The sequence below is a fragment of the Bordetella genomosp. 5 genome (genome assembly GCF_002261315.1).
Lineage (GTDB): Bacteria > Pseudomonadota > Gammaproteobacteria > Burkholderiales > Burkholderiaceae_B > Bordetella.
This window is the reverse complement of record NZ_NEVP01000010.1, coordinates 1-24,351: the sequence shown is the minus strand read 5'-3', so window position 1 is coordinate 24,351 and position 24,351 is coordinate 1. Positions and strand designations below refer to the sequence as shown.

20 protein-coding genes are annotated in these 24,351 nt (G+C 67.3%); 13 read left to right on the top strand and 7 right to left on the bottom strand.

Going from position 1 to position 24,351, the window contains the following annotated elements; genetic code table 11:
• Nucleotides 1-29: 29 nt before the first annotated feature.
• Nucleotides 30-1,088 (bottom strand): Fe(3+) ABC transporter substrate-binding protein, encoded by a 1,059-nt coding sequence (locus tag CAL25_RS15605; RefSeq protein ID WP_094801649.1) that lies wholly within the window; start codon nucleotides 1,086-1,088, stop codon nucleotides 30-32.
• Between the two features lie 355 nt (nucleotides 1,089-1,443).
• Here CAL25_RS15605 and CAL25_RS15600 point away from each other — a divergent pair, with 355 nt between their 5' ends.
• Nucleotides 1,444-2,220, top strand: coding sequence for a ferredoxin--NADP reductase (locus CAL25_RS15600; protein ID WP_094801647.1), 777 nt, complete (start codon nucleotides 1,444-1,446; stop codon nucleotides 2,218-2,220).
• A gap of 119 nt (nucleotides 2,221-2,339) precedes the next feature.
• On the opposite strand, the gene CAL25_RS15595 is transcribed toward CAL25_RS15600, so the two are convergent.
• From CAL25_RS15595 to CAL25_RS15585, 3 genes are read right to left on the bottom strand one after another with little or no spacing between them, the layout of a single operon-like run.
• Nucleotides 2,340-3,317: a Bug family tripartite tricarboxylate transporter substrate binding protein gene (locus CAL25_RS15595; RefSeq protein ID WP_094801645.1), complete on the bottom strand. Its 978-nt coding sequence runs from the start codon at nucleotides 3,315-3,317 to the stop codon at nucleotides 2,340-2,342.
• 43 nt (nucleotides 3,318-3,360) lie between these two features.
• Nucleotides 3,361-3,753: an AtuA-related protein gene (locus tag CAL25_RS15590; RefSeq protein WP_094801643.1), complete on the bottom strand. Its 393-nt coding sequence runs from the start codon at nucleotides 3,751-3,753 to the stop codon at nucleotides 3,361-3,363.
• Nucleotides 3,746-5,104 carry an acyclic terpene utilization AtuA family protein gene (locus tag CAL25_RS15585; protein ID WP_094801641.1) on the bottom strand — a complete coding sequence of 453 codons (1,359 nt, stop codon included), beginning with the start codon at nucleotides 5,102-5,104 and terminating at the stop codon, nucleotides 3,746-3,748. Before CAL25_RS15585 ends, CAL25_RS15590 begins: the two co-directional genes overlap by 8 nt.
• 139 nt (nucleotides 5,105-5,243) lie before the next feature.
• Between CAL25_RS15585 and CAL25_RS15580 the strand changes: the two genes are divergently transcribed.
• The 5 genes from CAL25_RS15580 to CAL25_RS15560 all read left to right on the top strand — a co-directional run bounded on the left by CAL25_RS15580 (nucleotide 5,244) and on the right by CAL25_RS15560 (nucleotide 10,572).
• The gene (locus CAL25_RS15580; protein WP_094801639.1) at nucleotides 5,244-6,152 is read left to right on the top strand and encodes a LysR family transcriptional regulator; all 909 of its coding nucleotides are present in this window, start codon (nucleotides 5,244-5,246) and stop codon (nucleotides 6,150-6,152) included.
• A 122-nt stretch (nucleotides 6,153-6,274) separates the two neighbouring features.
• Entirely contained in the window at nucleotides 6,275-6,661 is a 387-nt protein-coding gene (locus CAL25_RS15575; protein ID WP_094801637.1) for a Rid family detoxifying hydrolase, read from the top strand.
• A 41-nt stretch (nucleotides 6,662-6,702) separates the two neighbouring features.
• Entirely contained in the window at nucleotides 6,703-8,907 is a 2,205-nt protein-coding gene (gene recG / locus CAL25_RS15570; protein WP_249279113.1) for an ATP-dependent DNA helicase RecG, read from the top strand.
• A gap of 64 nt (nucleotides 8,908-8,971) precedes the next feature.
• Nucleotides 8,972-9,931 carry a LysR substrate-binding domain-containing protein gene (locus CAL25_RS15565; protein ID WP_094801635.1) on the top strand — a complete coding sequence of 320 codons (960 nt, stop codon included), beginning with the start codon at nucleotides 8,972-8,974 and terminating at the stop codon, nucleotides 9,929-9,931.
• Between the two features lie 131 nt (nucleotides 9,932-10,062).
• Nucleotides 10,063-10,572, top strand: coding sequence for a Dps family protein (locus CAL25_RS15560; RefSeq protein ID WP_094801633.1), 510 nt, complete (start codon nucleotides 10,063-10,065; stop codon nucleotides 10,570-10,572).
• A 195-nt stretch (nucleotides 10,573-10,767) separates the two neighbouring features.
• On the opposite strand, the gene CAL25_RS15555 is transcribed toward CAL25_RS15560, so the two are convergent.
• The 3 genes from CAL25_RS15555 to CAL25_RS15545 all read right to left on the bottom strand — a co-directional run bounded on the left by CAL25_RS15555 (nucleotide 10,768) and on the right by CAL25_RS15545 (nucleotide 16,574).
• Nucleotides 10,768-12,906: a capsular biosynthesis protein gene (locus CAL25_RS15555; protein ID WP_249279112.1), complete on the bottom strand. Its 2,139-nt coding sequence runs from the start codon at nucleotides 12,904-12,906 to the stop codon at nucleotides 10,768-10,770.
• Between the two features lie 228 nt (nucleotides 12,907-13,134).
• The gene (locus CAL25_RS15550) at nucleotides 13,135-15,219 is read right to left on the bottom strand and encodes a glycosyltransferase (protein ID WP_094801629.1); all 2,085 of its coding nucleotides are present in this window, start codon (nucleotides 15,217-15,219) and stop codon (nucleotides 13,135-13,137) included.
• 32 nt (nucleotides 15,220-15,251) lie between these two features.
• On the bottom strand, nucleotides 15,252-16,574 hold the full coding sequence (locus CAL25_RS15545; protein WP_094801627.1) for a glycosyltransferase family 2 protein: 1,323 nt from the start codon (nucleotides 16,572-16,574) through the stop codon (nucleotides 15,252-15,254).
• Between the two features lie 354 nt (nucleotides 16,575-16,928).
• Here CAL25_RS15545 and CAL25_RS15540 point away from each other — a divergent pair, with 354 nt between their 5' ends.
• From CAL25_RS15540 to CAL25_RS15510, 7 genes are all read left to right on the top strand, one after another.
• On the top strand, nucleotides 16,929-17,699 hold the full coding sequence (locus tag CAL25_RS15540; protein WP_094802191.1) for an ABC transporter permease: 771 nt from the start codon (nucleotides 16,929-16,931) through the stop codon (nucleotides 17,697-17,699).
• Between the two features lie 7 nt (nucleotides 17,700-17,706).
• Entirely contained in the window at nucleotides 17,707-18,432 is a 726-nt protein-coding gene (locus CAL25_RS15535) for an ABC transporter ATP-binding protein (protein WP_094801625.1), read from the top strand.
• A 31-nt stretch (nucleotides 18,433-18,463) separates the two neighbouring features.
• Nucleotides 18,464-19,645 (top strand): capsule biosynthesis protein, encoded by a 1,182-nt coding sequence (locus CAL25_RS15530; protein ID WP_094801623.1) that lies wholly within the window; start codon nucleotides 18,464-18,466, stop codon nucleotides 19,643-19,645.
• A gap of 40 nt (nucleotides 19,646-19,685) precedes the next feature.
• Entirely contained in the window at nucleotides 19,686-21,770 is a 2,085-nt protein-coding gene (locus CAL25_RS15525) for a glycosyltransferase (protein WP_094801621.1), read from the top strand.
• 11 nt (nucleotides 21,771-21,781) lie between these two features.
• Nucleotides 21,782-22,708 carry a capsular biosynthesis protein gene (locus tag CAL25_RS15520; protein WP_249279110.1) on the top strand — a complete coding sequence of 309 codons (927 nt, stop codon included), beginning with the start codon at nucleotides 21,782-21,784 and terminating at the stop codon, nucleotides 22,706-22,708.
• Nucleotides 22,709-22,718: 10 nt separating this feature from the next.
• Nucleotides 22,719-23,813: a polysaccharide biosynthesis/export family protein gene (locus CAL25_RS15515; RefSeq protein ID WP_094801619.1), complete on the top strand. Its 1,095-nt coding sequence runs from the start codon at nucleotides 22,719-22,721 to the stop codon at nucleotides 23,811-23,813.
• Nucleotides 23,814-23,834: 21 nt separating this feature from the next.
• A partial coding sequence (locus CAL25_RS15510; RefSeq protein ID WP_432759244.1) for a nucleotide sugar dehydrogenase occupies nucleotides 23,835-24,351 on the top strand: 517 nt, incomplete at its 3' end.

Sequence of the window (24,351 nt, the reverse complement as noted above, 5' to 3'; positions counted from 1 at the left end):
CCCCGCGCAGGCGGGACGCGTCACGGGCATCAGTTGTCGAATCCCACCTTGTCGACCAGCTCGCTGGCCTGCTTGCGATGCTTGGCGATCTCGGCGACCGGCAGTTGGTCGACCTTCAGCGGACCGAAGCTCTGCACCACGGCGTCGAGCTTCACGCCCTGACGCACGGGATACTCGTAGTTGGCCTGGGCGTACAGCGTCTGGGCGGGCTCGGACACGAGGTATTCGAGCAGCTTGACGGCATTGGCCTTGTGCGGGGCGTGGGCAGCCACGGCGGCGCCGCTCACGTTGACGTGCGTGCCCTGGCTCTTGTCGTTGGCGAAGGTCGGGCGGATGACCTTGATGGCGTCGCCCCACTTGCGCGCGTCGGTGCCAGGCTCGGCGTTTTTCATGTGGCCCACGTAATAGGCATTGGCCAGGCCGATGTCGCAGATGCCGCCGAGGATGTCGCGGGCGACGTCACGGTCGCCACCGGCGGCCTTGCGGGCCAGGTTGGCCTTCACGCCGCGCAGCCACTTCTCGGTGGCCTCGGCGCCGTCGTGCGCGATCATCGCGGCGATCATGGCGGTGTTGTAGGGGTGCTGGCCCGAGCGGATGCAGACCTTGCCCTTCCACTTGGGATCGGCCAGATCTTCGTAGTTGAATTTCTCGAGCTTCAGGTCTTTTTCGACGTAGAGCACGCGGTCGCGCAGCGACAGGGCGTACCACTTGCCATCGGCGCCGCGCAGGTTGGCGGGAATCACCGAGTTGAGCGTGTCCGACTTGATCGACTGGGTCACGCCGCCGTCGACCAGGTCGACCAGGTTGCCGATGTCCACGGTCATGAGCACGTCGGCGGGCGACTTGGCGCCTTCGGCCTTGACGCGCTCGAGCAGGCCGTCCTTGACGAACACGGTGTTGACCTTGATGCCGGTGTCTTTCGTGAAGGCGTCGAGCAGCGGCTGGATCAGCTTGGGTTCGCGGGTGGTGTAGAGGCTCACTTCCTCGGCCGCGTGGGCCGTCTGCGCGATACCGACGGTGGCGCCGGCGAGGGCCAATGCTGCCATCAAGGGACGCAGCGAAAGGGACGAGGATCGCTTGGTCGACATGTGAGTCTCTCCTGTGCTCGCCAGCGCGGTCTGCGCTAACGTAAATGATTATCAACTGAGAGCCGGACAATACCAGAAAACGCTGATTTCATTCAACTTCCTGACAGCTGAGGCCCACGATTCTCAGCCGTCGGAGAGGCTTGCGGGGCGGGGGCTTGCGGCGCTTTTGCGTTCCAACTTTCGGACCTGATTCCAGGGTTTGACCCAGCGCAAACGCTATAAGGGTATTACTGATTAATGAGAGCAATTCTTAGATAGATCGAGTAGAATCGGGATAACCCTAGGGCCTGCGGGCCAGCCTTCACGGCCCCGCCATCGCCCCTCCGGCCTCGTGCCGCAACCCCTCGAATACGACATGGCAGCTTTCAACACCGAGCGCGTGCTCAGCGTGCGCCACTGGAACGACACTCTCTTCTCCTTCACCTGCACGCGCGACGCCGCGCTGCGCTTTCACAATGGTCATTTCGTGATGATCGGCCTGGAAGTCGAAGGCAAGCCGCTGATGCGCGCCTACAGCATCGCCAGCGCCAACTACGAAGAGAACCTCGAATTCTTCAGCATCAAGGTCCAGGACGGCCCGCTGACCTCGCGCCTGCAGCATCTGAAAGAGGGCGACACGATCCTGGTGAGCCGCAAACCCGTCGGCACCCTGGTGGCCGACGATCTGCGCCCCGGCAAGAACCTGTACCTCTTCGGCACCGGCACCGGCCTCGCGCCCTTCATGAGCATCATCAAGGATCCCGAGATCTACGATCGCTACGAGAAGGTCGTGCTGCTGCACGGCGTGCGCTGGGTGAGCGAGCTGGCCTATGCCGACTTCATCGAACGCGAGCTGCCGCAGAACGAATTCTTCGGCGACGTCGTGCGCGAGAAGCTGATCTACTACCCCACTGTCACGCGCGAGCCGTTCCGTAACCAGGGCCGCATCACGGATCTGGTCGAAAACGGCAAGCTGTTCGAAGACATCGGTCTGCCGCCGCTCGACCCCGCGGTCGACCGCGCCATGATCTGCGGCAGCCCGCACATGCTGGCCGACATCCGCGACATGCTCGACAAGCGGGGTTTCGAGGTCTCGCCCGGCGTGGGCGAGCCCGGCGACTACGTGTTCGAGCGCGCCTTCGTCGAGAAGTAATCGACCGGCCGCGCCACGAAAAAAGCGACCTGTGCAGACAGGTCGCTTTTTTTACGTCTGGCGGCGCCCGCGCGGGCGCGGCCGGTCTGCCGCGGCGAGCCGCCGCGGCAGACCAGGATTTACTCGGGCTGGATGCCGGCCTTCTTGATGATGCCGCCCCACTTGCCCGATTCCTCTTTCTGGAACTTGGCGAGCTCTTCGGGGGTCGACGTGGCCACGTCGGTACCGGTCGACGCGTAGAACTGCTTGGCCGCGTTGCTCTCGGTGGCCTTGACCATGAGCTCGTGCAGGCGCTTGACCACCGGCGCCGGCGTGCCGGCCGGCGCATAGGCGGCGAACCAGTAGCCCATCTCGTAGCCCGGCACGCCGGCTTCGGCGATGGTGGGCACGTCGGGCGCCAGCGGGCTGCGCTTGGTGCCGGTGACGCCGAGCGCGCGCAGCTTGCCGCTCTTGACCTGCGGCAGGCCGGTCGCGGTGTCGGTGATCATCATGTCGATCTGGCCGCCCAGCAGATCGGTGACCGCCAGCGGATTGCTCTTGTACGGGACATGCAGCAGTTGCACGCCGGCCATCTGCTGCAGCAGTTCGCCCGCGATGCGGCTGCTCGAGCTGCCGCTGCCGAAGCTCAGCTTGCCCGGATTGGCGCGCGCCTGCTCCAGGAATTGCTGCACGGTGGTGGCCTTGGAATTCGGATTCACGACCATGATCTGCCCGCCCTTGCCCAGCAGGGTGATGGGCGCGTAGTCCTTCACGGGGTCGTACGAGAGCGACTTGTAGAGGTGCTCGTTGGCCGCGTGCGTCGTGTTGGTCGTGATCAGCACCGTGTAGCCGTCGGGCTGGGCCCGCGAAACATACTGCGCGCCGATCATGGCGCTGGCGCCCGGCTTGTTTTCGATGACGACGGGCGTGCCGGTCTGTTCGGTGATGCCTTGTGCGATGGCGCGGCCGATCTGGTCGGTGGCGCTGCCCGGGGCGAAGGGCACGACCAGCGTGACGGGCTTGGTCGGGAACGTGTCGGCGGCCAGGGCGGGCGCGGCAAAGCCCGCGCTGCAGGCCAGGGCCAGGGTGGTGAGCTTGCCGAGCAAGGGGTAGCGCATGGGGATGTCTCCTGGGTGTTGTTATAGGACGAACATGTGACCGTCAGGCAGGCGCCGGCGGGTCGGGGGGCAGGGCGGGAATGTCGGGCAGGCGTGCCGCCAGGTCGGCGGGCACGGACACCGGCATGTCCAGCAGGTGGAAAGAGAGGCTCTTGCCGTGGGCATCGAGGTTGAGCGCATCGTTCACGCCGCCATCGAGCACGCCTTCGAGCACGAAGTTCATGGCCTCCAGGCCGGGCAGGTCGTAGCGAGTGACACGCGCCGGCTCGCGGTTGGCGAACCATTGCGCCACGCGCGCCTCGGTGACCTCGGCGCGGATGACGGCATAGCAGGCGCTATCCCAGGCGATCAGGCTGATGTTGGAGGTGTTGCCCTTGTCGCCGGTGCGGCTGTGCGCCAGGCGATAGAGCGGAACGGTGAGGGTACGGTCAGTCATGGGAATCCTCCAGCCAGCGCCAGCCCGACGGCACCGCCTCGCGCGGGATCGTGCACGACATCATGTTCAGCCGCGGACGCAGACTGGTGCGCACGCCGCCGCCGCCCGCGGGGCCGCAGGTGTAGAGCGCCGTCACTTCGCGCAGCACGCGCTCGGCGACCTTGCGATCCGCATGTTCGCCCGCCACGCGCAGGCGCACGTCGCGGCGCTGGCGGTCGGGCTCGCTGGCCAGGCCACGTCCGGCGTCATCGCCCAGGATGCTGAGCGCGCCGATCAGATCGAAGCGCAGGGGCAGGGCGGCGCCGATCCGGCGCCCGACCATGTCGGCGGCCAGCCGCGCGCGCGCCTCGGCCTGCACGCCCGCATACGAAATCTCGGCCTCGGCCAGCCAGCCCCCGTGATAGCAGACGTTGACCTTGAGCTCGGCGGGGCGCGCGTGCCCGGTGATGCCATGCACGGCCACGCGCTCGGCGCCGAGGGTCTCGACGTGCGCGCCGCTCAGGTCGGCCGTCACGTCGGGCGTGAGATACCGCGCGGGGTCGTGCACTTCGTAGAGCAGCTGTTCTTTGACGGTGAGGGCATCCAGACGACCGCCGGTGGCGTCGGCCTTGCCGATCACGAAACTGCCGTCGGCATGGATCTCGGCGATCGGAAAGCCGGCGTCGTGCAGGTCGGGCACGTCTTTCAGGCCCGGCACGGCGAAATAGCCGCCGCTCACCTGCGTGCCGCATTCGAGCATATGGCCGGCCATGGTGGCACGGCCGAGCTCGGGCCAGGCGTCGGCCGGCCAGTTGAAATGGGCGAGGGCCGGTCCGAGGGTCAGCGAGGGGTCGGCCACGCGGCCGGCCACCACGATCTGCGCGCCGGCGCGCAAGGCTTCGGCGATGTCGGTCGCGCCCAGATAGGCGTTGGCGCTGACGACGTCGACCTCGTCCAGGCGCGGGCCCAGGCGCTCGCGCAGCAAGGCGCGCTGTGCCGGGCTGTCGAGCTGGTCGCCATGCACGACGGCGATGCGCGGGACGGGCAGGCCCTGTTGACGCGCCAGCTCGGCGATGCGGCGCGCCGCGGCGGGCGGATTGGCCGCGCCGAAATTGCTCACGATGCGGATGCCGTGCCGCAGGCAATCCGCGAGCACGGGCGCGACCAGCTCGTCCAGCAGCGGCTCATAGCCGGCCTCGGGGTTCTGCCCGCGCGCCAGTTGGGCGAGGGCGAGGGTGCGCTCGGCGAGCGTTTCGAAGATCAGGGTGCCGCCGCCCCGGGCGATCAGGGTGCGCACCACGGCGGGGGCGCCGTCGGTGCGATCTCCCGAGAAGCCGGTGGCGCAGCCGACCAGGCAGATGGAGTCGGGCATGAAGCGTGTCTCTTCCAGTGTTGCGGTGGCGGCGCGCGTCGTGGCGCGCCTTTCTGTCTGCACTATAGGCAGGGGGGCATCATGCGTAAAATAGAAAGATAAGATGAATTAATCCAAATCATCTATGAATCGGCCGCCGATGAATCTCTCCGCCCGCCAGCTGCGCGCCTTTGTCGCGCTCGTCGAAGAACGCCATTTCACGCGCGCCGCGCAGCGCTGCCATCTCACGCAGCCGGCGTTCTCGGCGTTGATCCGCACGCTCGAGGAGGCGGCCGGAGTGCGGCTGTTCGACCGCAATACGCGGCGCGTGGAGCTCACGGCCGAGGCGCGCGTGCTCGAGGTGTCGGCGCGGCGGCTGCTCGCCGACATGGAGCTGGCGATGGAGGATCTGCGCGACCACGCGGCGCGGCGGCGCGGACGGGTGGCGGTGGCGGCCTTGCCCTCGCTCGCCGCGGGCTGGCTGCCGCCTCTGCTCGCGCGCTTTCACGCCGAGTATCCCGGCATCGAGCTGCATCTGCGCGATGCCTTGCTGGATCCCTGTCTGGACATGGTGAGCCAGGGCGAGGTCGACTTCGCGGTCGCGTCGCGGCGCGCCGATATGTCGGGGCTGGACAGCGCGTTTCTGCATGCCGACCGCTTTCATCTGGTGTGCCGCGCCGATCATGCGCTGGCGCAGCAGGCCACGGTGCGGCTGCGCGACGTGCTGCGCTGGCCGTGGATCGCGCTGGCCCGCAACAGCAGCGTGCGCAAACACCTCGACCAGGCCCTGGGCGAGGCGGCGCCGCCGCCGCTGCTGGAAGTCGAGCACCTGGCTACCGTGACGGGGCTGGTGCAGGCGGGGGTGGGGGTGAGCCTGGTGCCGGGGATGACGCTGTTCCATTTCCAGCGGCCCGGTCTGGTGATCCGGCCGTTGGCGGGCCGGGCGCTGACGCGGCCTCTCTATATGGTGAGGCGCAAGGGCCGCGCGCTGTCGGTGGCGGCGCAGGGGCTGCACGACCTGCTGCTCGCGCATCCCATGTCCGAGGGGGCGGGTGAGGCCGGTCCGTGACACGCGCGGTGCATGTCTTGTGGTGATAATGGATGGTTCGAAGGCCGATGCAGGGCTTTCGCGAAAGTCTATTGCTGTTTAAACTTCGATAGTCATCCTTTTTGCCCACGCAGGAGTGTCCCATGAGCAAGCAGATCATTCACACCGACGCCGCACCCGCCGCCGTTGGCCCCTACTCGCAAGCCGTGGCCACCACCGGAACCAAGACGGTGTATCTGTCGGGCCAGATCGGTCTCGAGCCCGGTACCGGTGACCTGGTGTCCGAGAACTTCGACGCCCAGGTGCGCCAGGCGTTCGCCAACATGGAAGCCGTGGTCACGGAAGCGGGCGGCAAGCTCGAAGACATCGTGAAGCTCACGCTGTTCCTGACCGACCTGAGCAAGTTCACGGCCGCCAATGCCATCATGGCCGAGCTGATTCCGCAGCCGTTCCCGGCGCGCTCCACCATCGGGGTGGCCAGCCTGCCCAAGGGTGCGCAGTTCGAGGTCGAGGCGATCCTGGTCCTGTAAGCGGCCCGCACGCGCAGTACGTCATACGGTCCAGCCGCTACATGCCGGCGACGCTCAAGTCCCGCAAATCCGCCGGTGCCAAGCCGGCGCCCGTGCCCGAGGGTGCGGTGGCCGGTGCTGCGGCGGCCGATGCTGCGGCGGCCGATGCCGCGGCGGCCGATGCCGCGGCGGCCGGTGCCGCGGCGCGGCCGGCCGCGCCTGCGGCCCGCAAGCTCACGGACGTCGAGCGCAAGCTGCGCAATCTCGGCCTGCTCACCGCCGATGATTTCGTGCTGCACCTGCCGCTGCGCTACGAAGACGAAACCCGCGTCGTGCCGATCGGATCGGTGCGGCCGGGGTTTTCGGCGCAGGTCGAGGGCGAGATCCGCGGCACCGAAGTGCAATACCGGCCGCGCAAGCAGCTCACCGCGGTGATCTTCGACGACACCGGCGAACTGCAGCTGCGCTGGCTCAATTTCTACCCCAGTCAGCAGAAGCAGCTCACGGCCGGCCGGCGGCTGCGCGCGCGCGGCGAAGTGCGGGGCGGTTTGTTCGGCCGCGAGATGGTGCATCCGCGCATGAGCCAGGCCGACACCTCGCTGCCCGAGTCCCTGACGCCCGTGTACCCGAGCACCGACGGACTGCCGCAGCCCACGCTGCGCAAGGCGGTGCGCGAAGCGCTGGCCAGCGCCGACCTGAGCGATACGCTGCCGGGGGCGCTGTTGCGCAAGCTCGATCTGATGGCCTTCGAACCCGCCGTGCGCCTGCTGCATGCACCGCCGCCGGGCATCGCCGAAGACGATCTGATGGAGCGCGCGCATCCGGCCTGGCGCCGGATCAAGTTCGATGAGTTGCTCGCGCAACAATTATCGCTGGCCGCCGCGCGTGCGGCTCGCCGCGAAAAGCGCGCCCATCCCATGCCGGCCGAGGCGCCGGGCGCGGGACTGACCGCGCGGCTGCACCAGACCTTGCCCTTCACGCTCACGGGCGCCCAGCAGCGCGTGGTCGCCGAGATCGCGGCCGATATGGCACAGCCGTTTCCGATGCATCGGCTGCTACAGGGGGATGTGGGCAGCGGCAAGACGGTGGTGGCCGCGCTGGCCGCGGCACAGGCGATCTCGCGCGGATTTCAGGTGGCGCTGATGGCGCCCACCGAGATCCTGGCCGAACAACACTATCGCAAGCTCTGTGCTTGGCTCGAACCTCTCGGGGTAAAGCTGGCCTGGATGAGCGGCAGCCTGACGCCCAAACTGCGTCGCGAAGGCGCGGCCGCGGCCGCCGACGGCTCGGTGCAGCTGGTGGTCGGCACGCAGGCGCTGATCCAGGATCACGTGATCTTCCATCGCCTGGGGCTGTCCATCGTGGACGAGCAGCATCGCTTCGGCGTGGGCCAGCGGCTCGCGCTGACCCGCAAGGGCGAAGGCGAAGGCGAGGCCGGCCTCATCGTGCCGCACCAGCTCAACATGAGCGCCACGCCGATTCCGCGCACGCTCGCGATGACCTTCTTCGCCGATCTCGACGTGTCGGTGATCGACGAACTGCCACCGGGCCGCAAGCCGGTGCTGACCAAGCTGCTGTCCGATGCCCGCCGCGAAGAAGTGTTGGCGCGCATCGGGCAGGCCGCCCGCCAGGGACGCCAGGCCTATTGGGTCTGTCCGCTGGTCGAAGAGAGCGAGGCCCTGCAATTGCAGACGGCCGTTGATACCTATCAGACCATGCAGGAAGAGCTGCCGGACCTGCGCGTCGGTCTGGTCCACGGCAAGCTGCCGCAGGCCGAGAAGGCCGCGGTGATGCAGGCCTTCCGTGCGGGCGAGATCGATCTGCTGGTGGCCACGACCGTGATCGAAGTGGGCGTGGATGTGCCGAACGCCTCGCTGATGGTGATCGAGCACGCCGAACGCTTCGGTCTGGCGCAGCTGCATCAGCTGCGTGGCCGGGTGGGGCGGGGCGAGGCCGAGTCGGTCTGCGTGCTGCTCTACCAGACGCCGCTGTCGCAGGTCGCGCGTGAACGCCTGCGTGCGATGTTCGAGACGGGCGACGGTTTCGAGATCGCGCGCCGCGATCTGGAGCAGCGCGGGCCCGGCGAGTTTCTGGGCACGCGTCAGTCGGGCATGGCGCTGCTGCGCTTTGCCGACCTGGAGCGCGACGTGGCGCTGGCCGAGCAGGCGCGCGACACGGCGGTATGGCTGCGCCAGTCGGCGCCGGACGCGGTGGCGGCGCATCTGGCGCGGTGGATGCGCGGGCGCGAGGATTTCCTGCGCACATGACATCATCTTTCGGGCAAAATCAGGCGCGCGCCCTCGCGTGCGCCGAATTCGAGGAGCAGGTCGCATGACCCTGACCGAACTCAAGTACATCGTGGCCGTGGCGCGCGAGCGCCATTTCGGCCGCGCCGCCGAAGCCTGTTTCGTGAGCCAGCCCACGCTCTCCGTGGCGATCCGCAAGCTCGAAGACGAGCTCGGCGTCACGCTCTTCGAGCGCGGCGGGGCGGAGGTCGGCGTGACGCCGATCGGGCAGCGCATCGTGGCCCAGGCCCAGAAAGTGCTCGAAGAAAGCGCCAGCATCAAGGAGATCGCGCGGCAGGGCCACGACCCGCTGGCCGGCCCGCTGCGCGTCGGCGTGATCCACACCATCGGCCCCTATCTGCTGCCGCGCCTGGTGCCGCTGCAGATCGAGCGCACGCCGCAGATGCCGCTGCTGCTCCAGGAAAACTTCACCGTCCGGCTGGTCGAGCTGCTGCGTCAGGGCGAGATCGATTGCGCCATCATGGCGCTGCCGCTGCCCGAGGCCGGTTTGGTCATGCAGCCTCTCTACGACGAGCCGTTCGTGGTGGCCGTGCCGCACGAGCATCCCTGGGCCGACCGCGAGTCCATCGACGCGCAAGACCTGAAGCAGCAGACCATGCTGCTGCTCGGCAGCGGTCACTGCTTCCGTGACCAGGTGCTCGAGGTCTGTCCGGAGCTCTCGCGCTTTTCGGCCTCCAGCGACGGCATCCAGCGCACGTTCGAGGGCTCGTCGCTCGAGACCATCCGCCACATGGTGGCGGCGGGCATCGGCGTGACGGTGCTGCCCGTAACGGCGGTGCCGGAGCACCCGGCAAGCAAGAGCCTGCTGCGCTACATCCCGTTCACCGGCATGCCGCCGGAGCGGCGCGTGGTGCTGGCATGGCGTCGCAGCTTTCCGCGCCTGGCCGCGATCGAGGCGTTGGCGCAGGCCGTGTATGCCTGCGACCTGCCCAACGTGCGCATGCTGAGCGAAGAAGCGGCCTCGCAGCAGAGCGCTGCCGCCTGATTGTTCGTGCCGGCCCGTGTTGCGTGGCATTTGATGTCGCGCAAGGCGAGCCGACCCTGCTTTGCCGCGCATGACGAATGGCGTGATGTGCGGTGTATTCTTGATCATGTATCCCTCAGAAGGAGCAAGACATGTCCAAATCGTCCAAGAAATCGACCGCCGCTTCGGGCGCCCTGAGCATCAACATCGGCATCTCCGACAAGGACCGCGCCGCGGTCGCCGGTGAGCTGTCCAAGCTGCTGGCCGACTCGTACTCGCTCTACCTGATGACGCACAACTTCCACTGGAACGTCACGGGTCCGCTCTTCAACACGCTGCACAACATGTTCATGACGCAGTACACCGAAGAGTGGGGCGCGCTCGACGCCGTCGCCGAACGTATCCGCGCGCTGGGTCACTACGCGCCCGGCACGTACCGCGAGTTCGGCAAGCTGACCTCGATCTCCGAGCCCGAGTCGGTGCCCGAAGCCCTCGAGATGGTGCGTCTGCTGGTCAAGGGCAACGAAGCCGTGGCCAAGACGGCACGCGCCGCGTTCGAAAAGGCCGATGCCGCCAACGATCAGCCGACTGCCGACCTGCTGACGCAGCGCCTGGACGTGCACGAAAAGAACGCGTGGATGCTGCGCAGCCTGCTGCAGTGATCGCGTAGACCTGGCCGGCCGCGCCTCGCCAGCCGCGCCTGGCCGGCCGCGCCTGGCCGGCCGCGCCTCGCCGGCCGCGCCTCGCCGGCCGCGCCTCGAATGCAATCGCCCCACCGAGGTGGGGCGATTTTTTTTGCCGCCAGGGCGCGTCGGGAACATCGGGGCGGGTGTGGGCCCGCCCCGCGTCCGACGGCGTCAGGCCGGCGCGCCTTCGAGGAAGCGATTCAGGATGCGGCGGCTTTCGGTGAGATTGCCGTTGCGCAGGTTCTGCATCACGAGCTCGATGTTGGCATCGCGGTCGAGCGGGCTGGCCTCGATCACGCGGCGTGCGCTCTCGGCCAGATCCGCCGGGTTGGCGGCCGACTGCTCGCGCTGGCTCTGGAACTCGCGGCGGTGCGCATCGTTGAGCGAGCGTTGCAGGGACGACAGGCCCGGGTACTCGGCGTCGATGCGCTTGATCGCTTCGAGCTCCTGTTCCGCGTCGCGCAGATTGCCTTCGGTGAGGTGCTTGCGCACCGCACGCGCCAGGGCGCGCAGATTGCGGTCGATCAGGTCGTTGGCCTGGTCGGCCGGCACGGCGCCGCTTTGCGCCAGACGGCGATAGACGTCGGCGGCTTGCGTGTGGGCCTCGAGCTGGCTGAGGCGGCCGGCGGCCAGCACCACGGTTTCGCGTTCCGCGGGCAGGTCGCTGTTGGCCAGACGCTGCCAGCATTGGATCGCCGCGGCGCGATGGCCGGCGGTCTGCAGGCCCTTGGCGGCACGCTGCACATAACGCGGATCCACGGCCTTGATCGCGGCGAGCTGGCCGAGCAGGGCGATTGCCTGTTCGCTCTGCTGATACTCGGACACCGTCTCGAAGGCCTTCAACAGGCGGCGGTAGGCCTGATTGATTTCGTCGTTGAACTCCGCCAGACGGTCGCCGGCCAGGGTGAGCAGCGCGTAGAACGCGCCCGGGCTGGGCAGGGCCGCGCCGGCACGGCCGGTGTGGCGCACTTCACGCGAGGCGCGCTTGAGCACTAGGTCGCGGGCGGTTTCGAGCGAGCCCGAGTCCACGGCATGCGTGGCGGCCAGCGCGTTGATCATGCTGGCGGCCTCTTCCAGGGCGGTCGAGCCGCGCACCGCGTAGCGCAGGGCGCGATCGGGCGTCTGCTTGGCGCAGATCAGGAAGGCGCGTTCGGCTTCCTTGTTCTGGCCCAGGCGGGCATGAATGCGGCCGAGCAGCAGCGCGGTCTTTTCGTCGGCCTCTTTCTCGAGCGAAGCGCTGGCCCATTCGAGCGCGAGCGCATCGTTCTGCAGCGACAGCGCGGCTTCCGCGGCCTGGCGCAGGATGTAGGCATTGCGGTTGGCGTCGATCGCGAGCGCGGCGCTCCAGGCGTCGAGCACGTCGTCCGTCTGGTCGAGCGCGGTGACGGCGCGCGCCCGCAGCACGTAGGCGGCCGAGATGGTCGACTTCAGATCGATGGCGCGGTTGGCGTACAGCAGCGCGCGATCCCATTCCTGTGCCTGGGCGGTTTCCTTGGCGCGCTCGATGCACTGCTTCCAGTTCAGGCCTTCTTCGCCCGCGGGCAGCGCGGCGAGCTCCTGCACGCCCAGCAGCTTGTCGGCGATTTCCTTGCCCACGAGGCGGGCAAAGGAGGGCGTGTAGTGCGCGGTGTCGCGGCCGTCGTCGGGCATGCCGCGCTCCTGGCCGTAGGCCGTCAGCAGGGCGCCCGGATCGACCAGCGTGATGCCGGCGCGCGAGGCCGCGCGCGAGACGCGTTCGACCATCTTGGCGCGCTCGGCGATGAGCTGGTTCTGTGCGTTCATCGCATTGCAGTGGGTCACGAGCACGAAGTGCTGGCCGAGCATCTGCACCACTTGCTTGAGGTCGGCTTCGATCTCGGCGGCGGTCTGCGTGCGCAGCACGGTTTCGCGCAGCACGTCCTGCACGTTGGCCGGCACACGCGAGAACGAGGGCGTGGCTTGCAGCGCGGCCAGTCGTGCGGGGATGGCGTCGGCGTCGGGATGGTCGAAGAAAATCTTGCGCAGGTCCGGGCAGAACGACAGCGCTTCCTTGAAGCGCACGAGCTGCAACTGAACGCCGCGGAACTCGAGGACCTTGATGGAGCTGATCTCCACCACATGGCGGTCTTCCTTGGGCACGTCCTCGCGGGCACGCGCCGGGTTCGACGCGCGGTAGGGCTGGTCGGACAGGAATTTCCAGGCGGCTTCCGGAATCGTCAGTTCACCGCGCATGTAGCGGATAGCCTGGATCGTTTCCTTGGTGTTGTGCGTGTAGCCATACAGCAGCCGGTTATCCAGCACGAAATTGCGCTGGGCCTGGACTTTGGTCATGGGGCCCGCAACGCGGCAGGAACCGATCGTAGAGATAATCACTGGTCGATACTCCGTCTAGTACAACAAGGAGGGAAAGATACTGGAACGTGCCCGCCGGTCCTGCTGCGGGCCGTGTGATTACGTAACGGGGTTTAGGCCGTCACGCGGCGCAAACGGTCAGTGGCGCAAACACAGGCGTAGGGCAATGTTGCATCTGAGTGCATGGCGGCTACGTTCCTCGAAACTTCAAGATGCGCGCTTCAGATGCAGCAGGCGCGGTTCCGCGCGCCGCGCCGGATCGCGCGGCTCGGGTTGGGCGGCTTGCAACAGCATGGCCGCCAGTCCTTCTTCGTAGTCCTGCCACGCCGCACGGCGTTGCACGCTTTCGCGCGCGCGCCTGCCCATCGCGCTCAGTGCGTCGGGCGCCTGCAGCACCTCGATAACCTGCGTGGCGGTGTCATGTGAGGGCGCGGCCATGTCGATGCACAGACCGTTGTCGCCGGCATCGACCAGATTGGTGTAGGCCACGCTCGGGCCGACCGCGGGGCAGATGCCCAACGCCATGCACTCGAGCAGGTTCGCGAGCGACGGCACGATGGCCGCTTCGGCGCGTGTCGTCTGATACGGAAACAAGGCCAGCTCCACGCGCCGCAGCAGCAGCTCGCGCGATACGGCGTCGGTGAGGTCCGGCGCGAAGATCACCTGGTCCTCGTGCAGCCCGATGGCGACGGCATGACTGCGCATCGCGGCGGCCGTCTTGCCGCCGGAGAGCACGAGCAGCACCGCATCGGTCTGCCGCAACGAGATCTCGGCGTACAGGTCGATCACCGCGCGGGCGATCAAGGCGGGCGGCTCGTCTTCGGTGAGCGCGATCACGCGCTTGCCTTCGAGCTGGCGCAAGGTGGAGGTGAGCTGCATATCCGCCGGGCCATCGTCACGGCCGCGCAGATTGGCGGCCGGCAGCGGCAGGGGCGGCACGATGGTGCAGTTGCGCTCCGTGCCGATGAGGGTCTGCACGGGCTCGTGCAGCGCGGTGCTGCCGAGCGCGAGCATGTCGGTCTGGCGCAGCGCACGGCGCAGCAGACGCAGATCCACATGCGCGCGCTGCGACAGCGTGTGGTTGGCCGCCGTCTTCTGGAAATAGCGCATGCCGTTCAGCACGAGGCCGCTGGGCACGCGCAGCTTGCGCGCGGCGGCATGCGCGCCGAGCGCGCAATGCGCGTCGTCCCACGCCAGCACCGCGCGCGGACGCTGCCGCACGGTGGCGGCCAGGATGGCTTCGGACAACAGATCGGCCAGCGCGTCGGCCGGTTGCGTATCGAGGGCGGGTTGTGGCGCGGCCTTGTAGGCGATGCCATCGAGTTGCAGCTCGGCGCGGGCGAGGTTGGGATCGGCGTCGTCGGATTCGACCGGCGCGAGGCTGATCACCAGCACATCGCCGAAGCGGGCCTTCAGGCTCGTCGCGTAACGATGCAGCGCGTTGTCGCTGGCGCCGCGGCCGTGCAGGATCGAACGCTGGGTCAGCACCACCAGCGGGCCGTCACCGTGCAGATCGAAGCGCTGGCCGTCCGGCTGCAGTCCGTCGTCGTTCCATTCGAGAATGCGTTGCGACTGCCGGATACGGTCGCTGCGCAGCTGCTCGGTCGCGTTGAGGCGCACGCCGCTGTCGAGCGCCGCCTGCAACAGCCGCGCGGAGGCCGTGACGATGCCCGCGTCGTAGAGGCTGTATGCCAGCTGACGCGCATGCGGTGCGCCCGGATCCAGCGTGGCGAGCTGTTCGGCGATCTGCTCGGCGATCTCTGGGTAGCTGGTGCGCGCCCAGCGGGCGACCTCGCACAGCACCTTCGAGCGGACGTCGTTGGGCCAGGTCTGGCGCGCGCACCACAGGATCACCTCGGGGCTGCGCACGCGCTTGACGTAGTCGAGCGCTTCCTTGATGGCATTGGCGGTCTCGGCGGGCAGGGCGGCCGCGCCCTTGCGGGCCTGCGGCGTCTGGCGCAATTCGCGCTTGTGCTCGCGCGACAGGCGGGCGAGTTGATAGGGCAGCATGACGTAGGCGCCGAGCGAGTTGGCGCGCGTGACGGCCTCGCCGAACTGCCAGGTGAGCGTGCGTCGCTGCTTGGCGAGTTGCTGGTTGGATTCGCGCAGCAAGGCCTTCACGCTCGCGAGATCCTTTTCGGCCTGCACGCGGGCCGCGCGCTCCTGCTCGAGTCGGGCGTGCGCGTTCTGCGCTTCCTGCAGCAGCTCGTGCAGCCGCTGGTGATCGGCGGAGGCGTTGCTCCGTCCCGCCTCGCTCAGTGGCATCACGCGTGCGGTGTTGCGATTGTCCATGGGTCTGGTTCTTCTGAAGAGTGGGGGCAGGGTCAGCGCGCGTTGCGCTGCTGGGCGAACTGTGCGTGCCGGCGGACCCAGTCCTCGCGGTAGCGGATCCGGGCGCGGCGGCCCTGTTCGGATTGCAGGCCGGTATCGCCGCGCTGCGTCAGAGAATCACCGTGATGCAGCGCGATGGTCTGTATGGTGGCGTCGCGCACGATGCCGTGCCGGCCCATGTAAAGCTGCATACGATGTTCGAACTCCTCGTCTGCCCCGTAACGGACCTCTTCGAAGCCGCCGGTGACCGCCACGGCGGACCGGCGCAGCATGATCGAAGAGGGGTTATGGCGGATCAGCGGATAAATGCGGGGTGCAACGGGCACCCCTTGCGTCGTGATGCGCAGCAGGCGGCTCACGACCGCACCGGCACCCGAAGCGAGCAGGCGTGCCGCCTGTTGTTCCAGGCGCAGCGGCAGCATTATGTCGTCGGCGTCCAGAAAGGTAATAAGGTCACCTTTAGCCAGGCGCATACCCATATTGCGAGCCGCATAAACACCGCTGTTTTCCAACCTGGCGGTATTTATACGCGGATTCTGGTCCGCCATTTCCTGCATATGTAGGAATGTGTTATCCGTCGAACCGTCATCAATCGCAATGATTTCGAGGTTGCCGTAACTCTGCTGCAGCACCGAGCGCAGGGCGGAGCGAATATGAGGCGCGGCATTATAAGCACAAATAATGACGCTGATCAGGGGGGCATGCGCGGCGCAAACGGGGGGCGCCGCCCCGGTGGCGGTCAGAAAATCGTTGATTTTCATAGGGGCGCCGCGATCAGGTAACTCGATGCGCTGATCTGTCAGCACATGCATTAAATGTTTGCGAGCGCGGCGATTATCTCCCTGGCGAGTGTGCAGCGCAGCAAACATTGCATGCAAATTATGCGAATTCCTCATATTTGCGGACATTTGCATACGAAGGGCCAGCCACCGGGCCCGGTCGAGGTCACCGGCCGCCAGGGCCGCGGCCAGCGCCAGCTCTCGCTCCGCGGGGCGCAGCCACTCCGCGGCGCGCTCCGGCGCCAGGCGCGCCAGGGCCAGGGCGTACTGCCGCCGCTCATGGTCGGAGACCTTGCCCCGGTAGGCCCGCGACGGCTCGACGCCCACGGATGAATCCCACTCGAGTGCCGCACGCGCACGCGCGAGCGATTTTTCCGAGACACCCGTCTCAGTATTGCGAGAGGTATCAAACAGGCCGATCCGGTTAAGCAGAACGGGGTCATGCGGGCCTTGCTGGTAGATGCGATGCGCGCATTCACCCCAGGTCTGCTCGTGTACTCGTCTTTGATAAAGATTTAACAGAGTTGTTCTCAGCATCTGCCCTGGGCGCTCCCTTGCGGTGGGCGTGGAGGCCCTTCCGCTTGTCAAAACCGTACGTGAACCCTCTGTAAATGCAGGGTGCCGCTATTAATTATAGGCGCTGGTCTACACGATAAATGCTGCCGAAAATCCAGACCCATGCTTGGTGTTGATTTGATATAAGTTGAAATGTCCGCCCCCGGGGCCGCCGATATGATGCCCCCCAGTTCCACGAGACCGGATTAATAACCGGCGGTGGAATTTATTTTTCCTTATTCAAATAATTGATTTGGATCCGCCGGAAAGTCATCAGGCGGATCAACGGGAGCGGCGAATGAAGCGACACGGAGCGGCGGCTTGAGCGCGCAGGTGCTGACGCAGGCGCTGGGCGTGCAGGCCCGGGTGGTGATGTCTCTGATCTACCGGGAAACCCGGGTGCGGTTTGGCGGGACGCGGCTCGGCTACCTCTGGGCCCTGATCGAGCCCATCCTGCACGTGGCGGTGCTCTCGACCATCTATGTGGTCTGGGGCCGCCAGGCGCCGATCGGCAACCTTCAGATGTTCTTCATCACCGGCATCATGCCGTTCTTCCTGTTCAGCCATACGTCGTCGCGGCTGGCCCGTTCGATCTCGTCGAACGTGCAACTGCTGCGCCTGCCGCCGGTGACCAACATGGACATCGTGTTCGCCAAGGCCATCCTGCAGGGGCTCACCTGGGTCGCGGTGTTCGTCATCCTGCTGTTCCTGCTGATGCTGGGCGACAAGATGATCGTGCCTGAGAACATCGAAACCTGCGCGGCCGCGGCCTTCTTCACCTTCCTGCTGGGCTTCGGCGTGGGCCTGATCAACGCCGTGCTGAACATGCTGTTCAAGTCCTGGGAGCATTTCTACAGCGCCGTGACGCGGCCGCTGTACCTGCTGTCGGGCGTGTTCTACCTGGTGGACTCGCTGCCGGACCAGGCGCGCCGCGTCCTCGTCTACAACCCGCTCGTGCATTCCATCGAGTGGTTCCGCGTGGGCTACTTCGCGAACTTCAGTTCGCTCACGCTGGATCGGGCCTATCTCATCCAGTGGGCCATCGGCAGCGTCGTGATCGGCCTGTGTCTCGAGCGTGCGATGCGCCGCCGCCTGCATACCCGTTGAGGACGCCATGGACAAGAAAATCGTGGTGTCGCTGCGCGATGTGCGCAAGGGCTTCCGGTCGAAGAAGGGCACGCGTCATGTGCTCGACGGCGTGAGCTTCGATTTCGCCGCCGGCGAGAACGTGGCGATCTTCGGCGCCAACGGCAGCGGCAAGTCGACGCTCGTGCGCATGATCAGCGGCATGGAATTGCCCGACTCGGGCCGGATCCACCGTCATGCGGTGATCTCCTATCCGCTCGCCTTCGCGGGCGCCATCAGCTCCAACATGACCGGACGCGACAACGTGCGCTTCGTCGCCCGTGTCTACGGCTGCGACGTGGGCGAGGTCGAGCGCTTCGTGTACGAATTCTCCGAACTGGGCCGCGCCTATGACCTGCCCGTGGCGACCTACGCCAACAGCATGCGCGCCCGTCTTTCCTACGGCATTTCGATGGCACTCGTGTGCGACGTGTACGTCGTCGACGAGATGCTGGCCGTTGGCGATATGGCCTTCAAGCGCAAATGCCTGGAGGTGTTCGCCGAACGCACGCGCGGCGCCACGATTCTGATGGCCTCCAGCGCCACCACGACCGTGCGGCGCTTCTGCACCCACGCGGTAATCCTGCGCGACGGCCGGCTGGTGGACTTCGGTCCGCTGCCCGAGGTGGCCGAGCGCTTCACGCAGGACGGTGCCCCGGTCGCCAAGGCCGAGCCGCTGCCCGACGACGTGACGCAGGAAGAACCGCAGTCCTGAACCCCTTTTTGAACCAAGACGACGATTGCTTATGACGAGTCCGGAGAGTACTTACACGGGGCCGCGCCTGCCTGGCGGACGCCCGCGGCAGAAGACGCACTGGTTGCGCTGGTCGGCCATTCTGCTGATCGGCGTGCCCGGCGTGCTGCTGGCCCTGTATCTGACCTTCATTGCGCACGACCAGTTCGTGTCGGAGGCGCGCTTCGGCCTGCGCGCGGGCGCCCAGACGCAGTCGACGGCGGCGAGCCGCGACGGCCGCGCCACGCTGGGCGGCAGCGAAATGACGGCCGAGCTGTTCGTGGACTCGTTCGCGGTGGTCGACTACGTCAAGTCGCGCCAGATCGTGCGCGAGCTGGACAAGCAGCTCAATCTGCGCGACATGTGGTCCAAGCCGACGATCGACCTCTGGTACCGCATCTCGAGCGACGATACCGACGAGGCGCTCTGGCGGCAATGGAAGCGCATGGTGGACATCGAGTTCGACATGTCGACCGGCGCCATCATTCTGCGCGTGCGCGCGTTTACGCCGGAAGAGTCGTTGCGCCTCGCCCAGGCCATCCTGACCGCCAGTGAAAAGCTGGTGAATCAGATGTCCGTCAAGGCACGCGAAGACAGCGTGCGCTTCGCGCAGGGCGAAGTTCAGACCGCCGAAAAGCGTCTGGTGGCCGCCCGTATCGAGGTGCAGGATCTGCGCGCCCGTACCGGCGTGCTGGACCCCGTGAAGGAAGCCGAGGCGAATCTGCAGATCGCGGCCAAGGTGCGCGCCGATATCGCCACCGCGGCGGCCGAGCTGGACGCCATGCGCGCCGGCGGACTGCGCAGCGGCCCGGCCTACGAGCGGGTGCAGGCGCGCCTGCAGGCGCTGCAACGCCAGCTCAAGGAACTCAACGATCACCAGATCAGCGTGGCGCGTGCGTCGACCACCGGCCAGGAGAAGGGCTCTCTGTCGGCCGTGCTGCGCGAGTACGAAGCGGCCGAAACGGAGCGGCAGTTTGCCGAGGTGTACTACACCGGCGCCCTCAAGGCGCTCGAAGAGGCCCGTGGCCTGGCCGCGCGCCAGATGCTCTACACGGTGGTGGCATCGCAGCCGACGATGGCCGACGAATCCCAGTATCCGCGCCGCCTGATCGATACGGCGCTGGGCATTCTGGGCCTGTTCATCCTGTGGATCGTGGCGGTGCTGGTGGTGTACGCGATCAAGGACCACGCCTGAGCCCGGTGGGCGAGGGCAGATAGCCGAAAGCGAGATCTCGATGTTTTCCTTTCTCTCACGTCTTCGCAAGCCGCGTCGTGCCGAGCCCGGCGACGGCCCGGCCGGCGGCCGCCCGAGCACGCTGGCTGTCGTCGATATGTTGACCGCGGCCGCGACCGCCGAGCCGCAGAACGAGGAGCCTTCGCGCGACACGCTGCTCGAGGCGCGCAAGCTGCTCGAACAGCATGTGGCCGCCGGCGACCCGCAGGGCGCCGTGCCCAAGCTGCTCGAGTATGTGCGCCACTATCCCGAAACGGAGCTGTTCCAGGTGCTGGTGGCGCGCAGCCTGGAGGCGGCGCACAAGCCCGACGAAAGCCTGGTCGTGTGGCGCAGCATCCACCAGCGCTTTCCGGATTCCTCGGATGCCTTCATCCTGATGCTGCGCGGCGTGAAGCGCCAGCTGGGCGTGGAGGCGGCGCGCGGCGAGCTCGAGCTGTACTTCTCGGGCGGCAGCAGCAGCGCGCGTGACATCCTGCTCGAAGCCAAGAGTTGGGACGAGATCGGTAATTCGGAAGAGGCCGACCGTTGCTTCGCGCGGCTGGTCGCGGAGCATCCCGCATTCGAGAACGGCTACGTGGGCTGGGCCCAATCGCTGGTGCGCCGCGGCGCGCTCTGGCGTGCCCGCGCCATGCTGCGCACGGGTGCGGCCACGCTGGGCGATGCCGGGCGCAAGGTCGCGCGCCGGCTGGGCGAACTCGACAACGACATCGCCGCGTTGCGCCAGTTGGGCGTGGAGGGCGAAGGCCGCGACGTGCCGGTCAGCATTCTGGTGCTGGAGCGGCTGTTCCAGGAGATCGGCAAGCGCCGCAACGCCGAGTACGACGCGGGCCCGGAATCGTTCGTGGGCACCGTGCTCATGATCAACGGCTCGCTCGGCGCCGGCGGCGCGGAACGGCAGTTCGTCAACACCGCGGTGGCGCTGCAGACCGCGATCCAGTCGGGACAGTCGGTGGCCGGCTATGGCGTCGTGGGCCCGGTGCAGGTGGTGTGCCGGTCGCTGCGCAGCCGCGAGGGCGCCGACTTTTTCGCGGCGACGCTGCGCGAGAACGGTATCCCCGTGTCGGTCTACGCGGACATGCAGGCGTGGGGCGGTTGCGAGTATTCGTCGCTGCTGGCCCCGTACCGCGAATATCTGCGCTTTCTGCCCAAGCAGATCATCGAGGGCACCACCAAGCTCACGGACGTGATGCGCTCGTCGGTGCCGCAGGTCGCGCACATCTGGCAGGACGGTTCGATCTTCGCGACCGCACTGGCCGCGCTGCTCGCGGGCGTGCCCCGCATCGTGCTGTCGGTGCGCACCATGCCGCCGGTGGACCGGCCCGACCGCTACCGCGTCGAGTACGACACCATCTACTCGGAGTTGCTGAAGATGCGCGGCGTGGTGTTGAGCTCCAATTCCCAATTCGCCGCGCACCGCTATGCCGACTGGCTCAAGGTCGATGCGCGCCGGATTCCGGTGGTCTACAACGGCCTGGCGCCGCTCAAGCCCGCCAGCGACGACAAGGCGCTGGGCCTGATGGCCGAGTTCGCGTCGCGCACCGCCGAGCAGACGTTCACGGTGGGCACGGTGATGCGCGTGGATGACAACAAGCGGCCGTTCCTGTGGGTCGAGGCGGCGCAGAAGTTCGCCGCCACGCACCCGCACGCGCGCTTCATCATGGTGGGCGGCGGTCCGCTGCTCGAGCCGGTCAAGGAGTTCGCGCAGCGCATCGGCATGGCCGACCGCATCCTCTTCACGGGTCTGTCCAAGCGCGTGGGCTACTGGCTCACGCAGTTCGACGCCTTTCTGCTGCTGTCCCGTTTCGAGGGGCTGCCCAATGTGCTGATCGAGGCGCAGTTCTCGGGCGTGCCGGTCGTGACCACGCTCGCGGGCGGCGCTGGCGAGGCCGTGCAGGAAGGCGTGACCGGTCTCACGCTGCCCGCGGACACCGTGACGGCCGACGACGTGGCGCAGGCCCTCACGCGCATCCATGAGATGTGCCAGGCCGACGCCCGCATCGCCGAACACGCCCGTCAGTGGGCCACGGCGCGCTTCTCGCTGTCGCAGATGATCGCGTCCACCGTGCGTTGCTACCAGAATCCTTGAGGAAACCGCCGATGATCCAAGCCGTCCAGGCGCCCCTGCATACCGCGTCCACCCCCGATTCCGCCGCCCTGAACCTGTTCGTGCTCGGCAGCTGCCGCGTGCACCGTCCGGTGAAGCTGCTGCAGGAAAGCGGGAGTGCGCGGTTGCACACCTCCGGCGTCAGCGGCTACATCCACAGCACCCGCGAGGCCGCGCAGCGCGTGCGCTGGCTGGCCGAGCGCACCGGGCTGGACCGTCAACTGCTGCCGTTCCTGTTTCCGGCCGCGCGCGTGCCCATCGTGACGCCGGCGCTGGCCGACGAGCTGCGCACCGCGGACCTGCTCGTGGTGGAGGCGGCCGCCGAGCGCAGCGTGAGCGTCGACGGCGTGTTCCTGCAGAAGAATCTCGTCGTGCGGCATCTGGTGCGTGAACTGGGTGACGAAGGCATGGCCTGGTGGCGCTCGCTGGTCCGCAACGGCCGGGTGCTGCCCGAGGCCTACGACGCGGTGCGGCCGGTGTTCGAGCACGTGATCGACGATGCGCTCAAGCCGGCGGGCGAGCGCGTGCTGCGCGGCGCGGTGTGCGCCGAGGACACCGAAGCCGATGTGCGCGCCGATCTGCACTATCTGGCCCGCGTGGTCGACAAGCCGCTGCTCGCGGTGACGCACGTCGACGTGGCGCGCCCGGACGGCCGCCGCATGGTGTCGCGCAGCCGTCACGTCGAGCGGGTCAAGACCGCGGCCGAGGGCGTGCCCGGCGTCGAGGTCATGGATCCGCTGGAGATTGCCCAGGGCTGGGACGAAGCCGCCTTGCTCGACAAGGACGGGGCCGACGTCAATCACTATTCCCCACGTTTCGAGGCTGTGCTGGCCGAACACATGCTGGACCGCGTGCGCGCGCAACTGCGCCGCTCGGGTCCGGCTCGCGCCGCACGCCATTCCTTTTCTTTACCGGAGTAACAAGACGGGCATGAATAAGAACCTATTTCGACTGCTATCGGTGCTGGCCGTACTGGCGCTTTCCGGCTGCGGCGTGCTGTCCGGCTCGGGGCCCACGAAAGGCGCGATCCTGGATGGCGCCAAACCGTCGGGCGATGCCCAGCCCGCCTACGAGGTGGTGGATGTGCGGGCCGACACGATCGCACCGTATGTGCTGGTGCGGCACGACGCCGACGCCGAAGGCGCGACCAGCGACGGCTACGTGGGCAACATGACCGTCATGCCCGGCGACGTGCTGCGCGTGCTGGTGGCCGACAGCATGGAAGGTGGCCTGTTCGCGCCGCTCGCCAATGGCGGCACGGTGTTCGAGGCGGTGCGCGTCGATGCCTCCGGGTCGATCTCGCTGCCCTATGTCGGCCGCCTGAAGGTGCGGGGCAAGTCGCTGGAAGCCATCGAGCAGCAGGTGCGCGGCGCGCTGCGCGCCAGCGCCGCGGTGCAGCCGCAGGTCATGGTGGACCTGGCGGACGACCGCTCCAACTCCGTGCTGGTGGCGGGCGCCGTGCCCCGGCCGGGCCGCTTCGGTGGCAACAAGGGGCCGCTGACCGCGCTGGACGCCATCACGCAGGCCGGCGGCTCCACGCTGCCGCCGTATCAGGCCGACGTGGTGATCCGCAGCGGCAAGAAGGTCAAGCGCATTCCCTACCAGCAGTTGCTCAATGGCCGCAACGTGGCCGTCGAGCCGCGTTCCGAGGTGGTGGTCGAACCCAATCTGAAGCGCTTCGTGGCGATGGGCGCGCTGACCAAGCCGGGCCTGCACGAGCTGCCCTCCAAGCAGACCAATCTGCTGGACGCGCTGGGTGTGGCGGGCGGCCTGAATGACCGCGCCGCCGACGCGACCGGCGTGTTCGTGTTCCGCCTCGATGGGCGCAATGCGGGCGCCGCGCCGCATCCGACCGTGTTCCGTCTGAACATGCGCAACCCCGAGTCGATGTTCCTGGCCAAGCAGTTCGAGCTGATGCCGGAAGACGTGGTGTACGTGAGCAACGCGCCGATGTACGAGTGGGAAAAGATCATCACCCCGATCGTCCAGGTCCTGATCGTCGGCCAACGTGTCGGCTCCAACTGATTTTTTTGTAGAAGGTGTTTCATGTCGCAATTGCTTAAATCCTTGGACCAAATCAAGCTCGCCGTCGTCGGCCTGGGCTATGTGGGCCTGCCCCTGGCCGTCGAGTTCGGCAAGAAGCGCGAGGTTATCGGCTTCGACATCAACGAGCGCCGCGTCGATGCGCTGCGCAAGGGTCATGACCACACGCTGGAGGTGGATGACGACGAGCTGGCCAGCGCCAAACAGCTGAGCTACACCACCGACAAGGAAACCCTCGGCCGCGCCAACGTGTTCATCGTGACGGTGCCCACGCCGATCGACGAGTACCGCCAGCCCGACCTGACGCCGCTGGTCAAGGCGAGCGAGACCATCGGCGCCGTGCTCAAGCGCGGCGACATCGTGATCTACGAGTCCACCGTGTACCCGGGCGCGACCGAAGAAGACTGCGTGCCGGTGCTCGAGCGCGTGTCGGGCCTGAAGTTCAACGAAGACTTCTACGCCGGCTACAGCCCCGAGCGCATCAATCCGGGCGACAAGGCGCACCGCGTCAGCACCATCA

Bases quoted from the DNA above. Each gene is read 5' to 3' on its own strand.
- CAL25_RS15575 (WP_094801637.1), top strand. From the start codon at position 6,275: ATGAGCAAGCAGATCATTCACACCGACGCCGCACCCGCCGCCGTTGGC.
- CAL25_RS15535 (WP_094801625.1), top strand. From the start codon at position 17,707: ATGGACAAGAAAATCGTGGTGTCGCTGCGCGATGTGCGCAAGGGCTTC.
- CAL25_RS15550 (WP_094801629.1), bottom strand. From the start codon at position 15,219: ATGGACAATCGCAACACCGCACGCGTGATGCCACTGAGCGAGGCGGGA.
- CAL25_RS15560 (WP_094801633.1), top strand. From the start codon at position 10,063: ATGTCCAAATCGTCCAAGAAATCGACCGCCGCTTCGGGCGCCCTGAGC.
- recG (WP_249279113.1), top strand. From the start codon at position 6,703: ATGCCGGCGACGCTCAAGTCCCGCAAATCCGCCGGTGCCAAGCCGGCG.
- CAL25_RS15585 (WP_094801641.1), bottom strand. From the start codon at position 5,104: ATGCCCGACTCCATCTGCCTGGTCGGCTGCGCCACCGGCTTCTCGGGA.
- CAL25_RS15520 (WP_249279110.1), top strand. From the start codon at position 21,782: ATGATCCAAGCCGTCCAGGCGCCCCTGCATACCGCGTCCACCCCCGAT.
- CAL25_RS15545 (WP_094801627.1), bottom strand. From the start codon at position 16,574: ATGCTGAGAACAACTCTGTTAAATCTTTATCAAAGACGAGTACACGAG.
- CAL25_RS15600 (WP_094801647.1), top strand. From the start codon at position 1,444: ATGGCAGCTTTCAACACCGAGCGCGTGCTCAGCGTGCGCCACTGGAAC.
- CAL25_RS15605 (WP_094801649.1), bottom strand. From the start codon at position 1,088: ATGTCGACCAAGCGATCCTCGTCCCTTTCGCTGCGTCCCTTGATGGCA.
- CAL25_RS15565 (WP_094801635.1), top strand. From the start codon at position 8,972: ATGACCCTGACCGAACTCAAGTACATCGTGGCCGTGGCGCGCGAGCGC.
- CAL25_RS15530 (WP_094801623.1), top strand. From the start codon at position 18,464: ATGACGAGTCCGGAGAGTACTTACACGGGGCCGCGCCTGCCTGGCGGA.
- CAL25_RS15580 (WP_094801639.1), top strand. From the start codon at position 5,244: ATGAATCTCTCCGCCCGCCAGCTGCGCGCCTTTGTCGCGCTCGTCGAA.
- CAL25_RS15525 (WP_094801621.1), top strand. From the start codon at position 19,686: ATGTTTTCCTTTCTCTCACGTCTTCGCAAGCCGCGTCGTGCCGAGCCC.
- CAL25_RS15590 (WP_094801643.1), bottom strand. From the start codon at position 3,753: ATGACTGACCGTACCCTCACCGTTCCGCTCTATCGCCTGGCGCACAGC.
- CAL25_RS15595 (WP_094801645.1), bottom strand. From the start codon at position 3,317: ATGCGCTACCCCTTGCTCGGCAAGCTCACCACCCTGGCCCTGGCCTGC.
- CAL25_RS15515 (WP_094801619.1), top strand. From the start codon at position 22,719: ATGAATAAGAACCTATTTCGACTGCTATCGGTGCTGGCCGTACTGGCG.
- CAL25_RS15555 (WP_249279112.1), bottom strand. From the start codon at position 12,906: ATGACCAAAGTCCAGGCCCAGCGCAATTTCGTGCTGGATAACCGGCTG.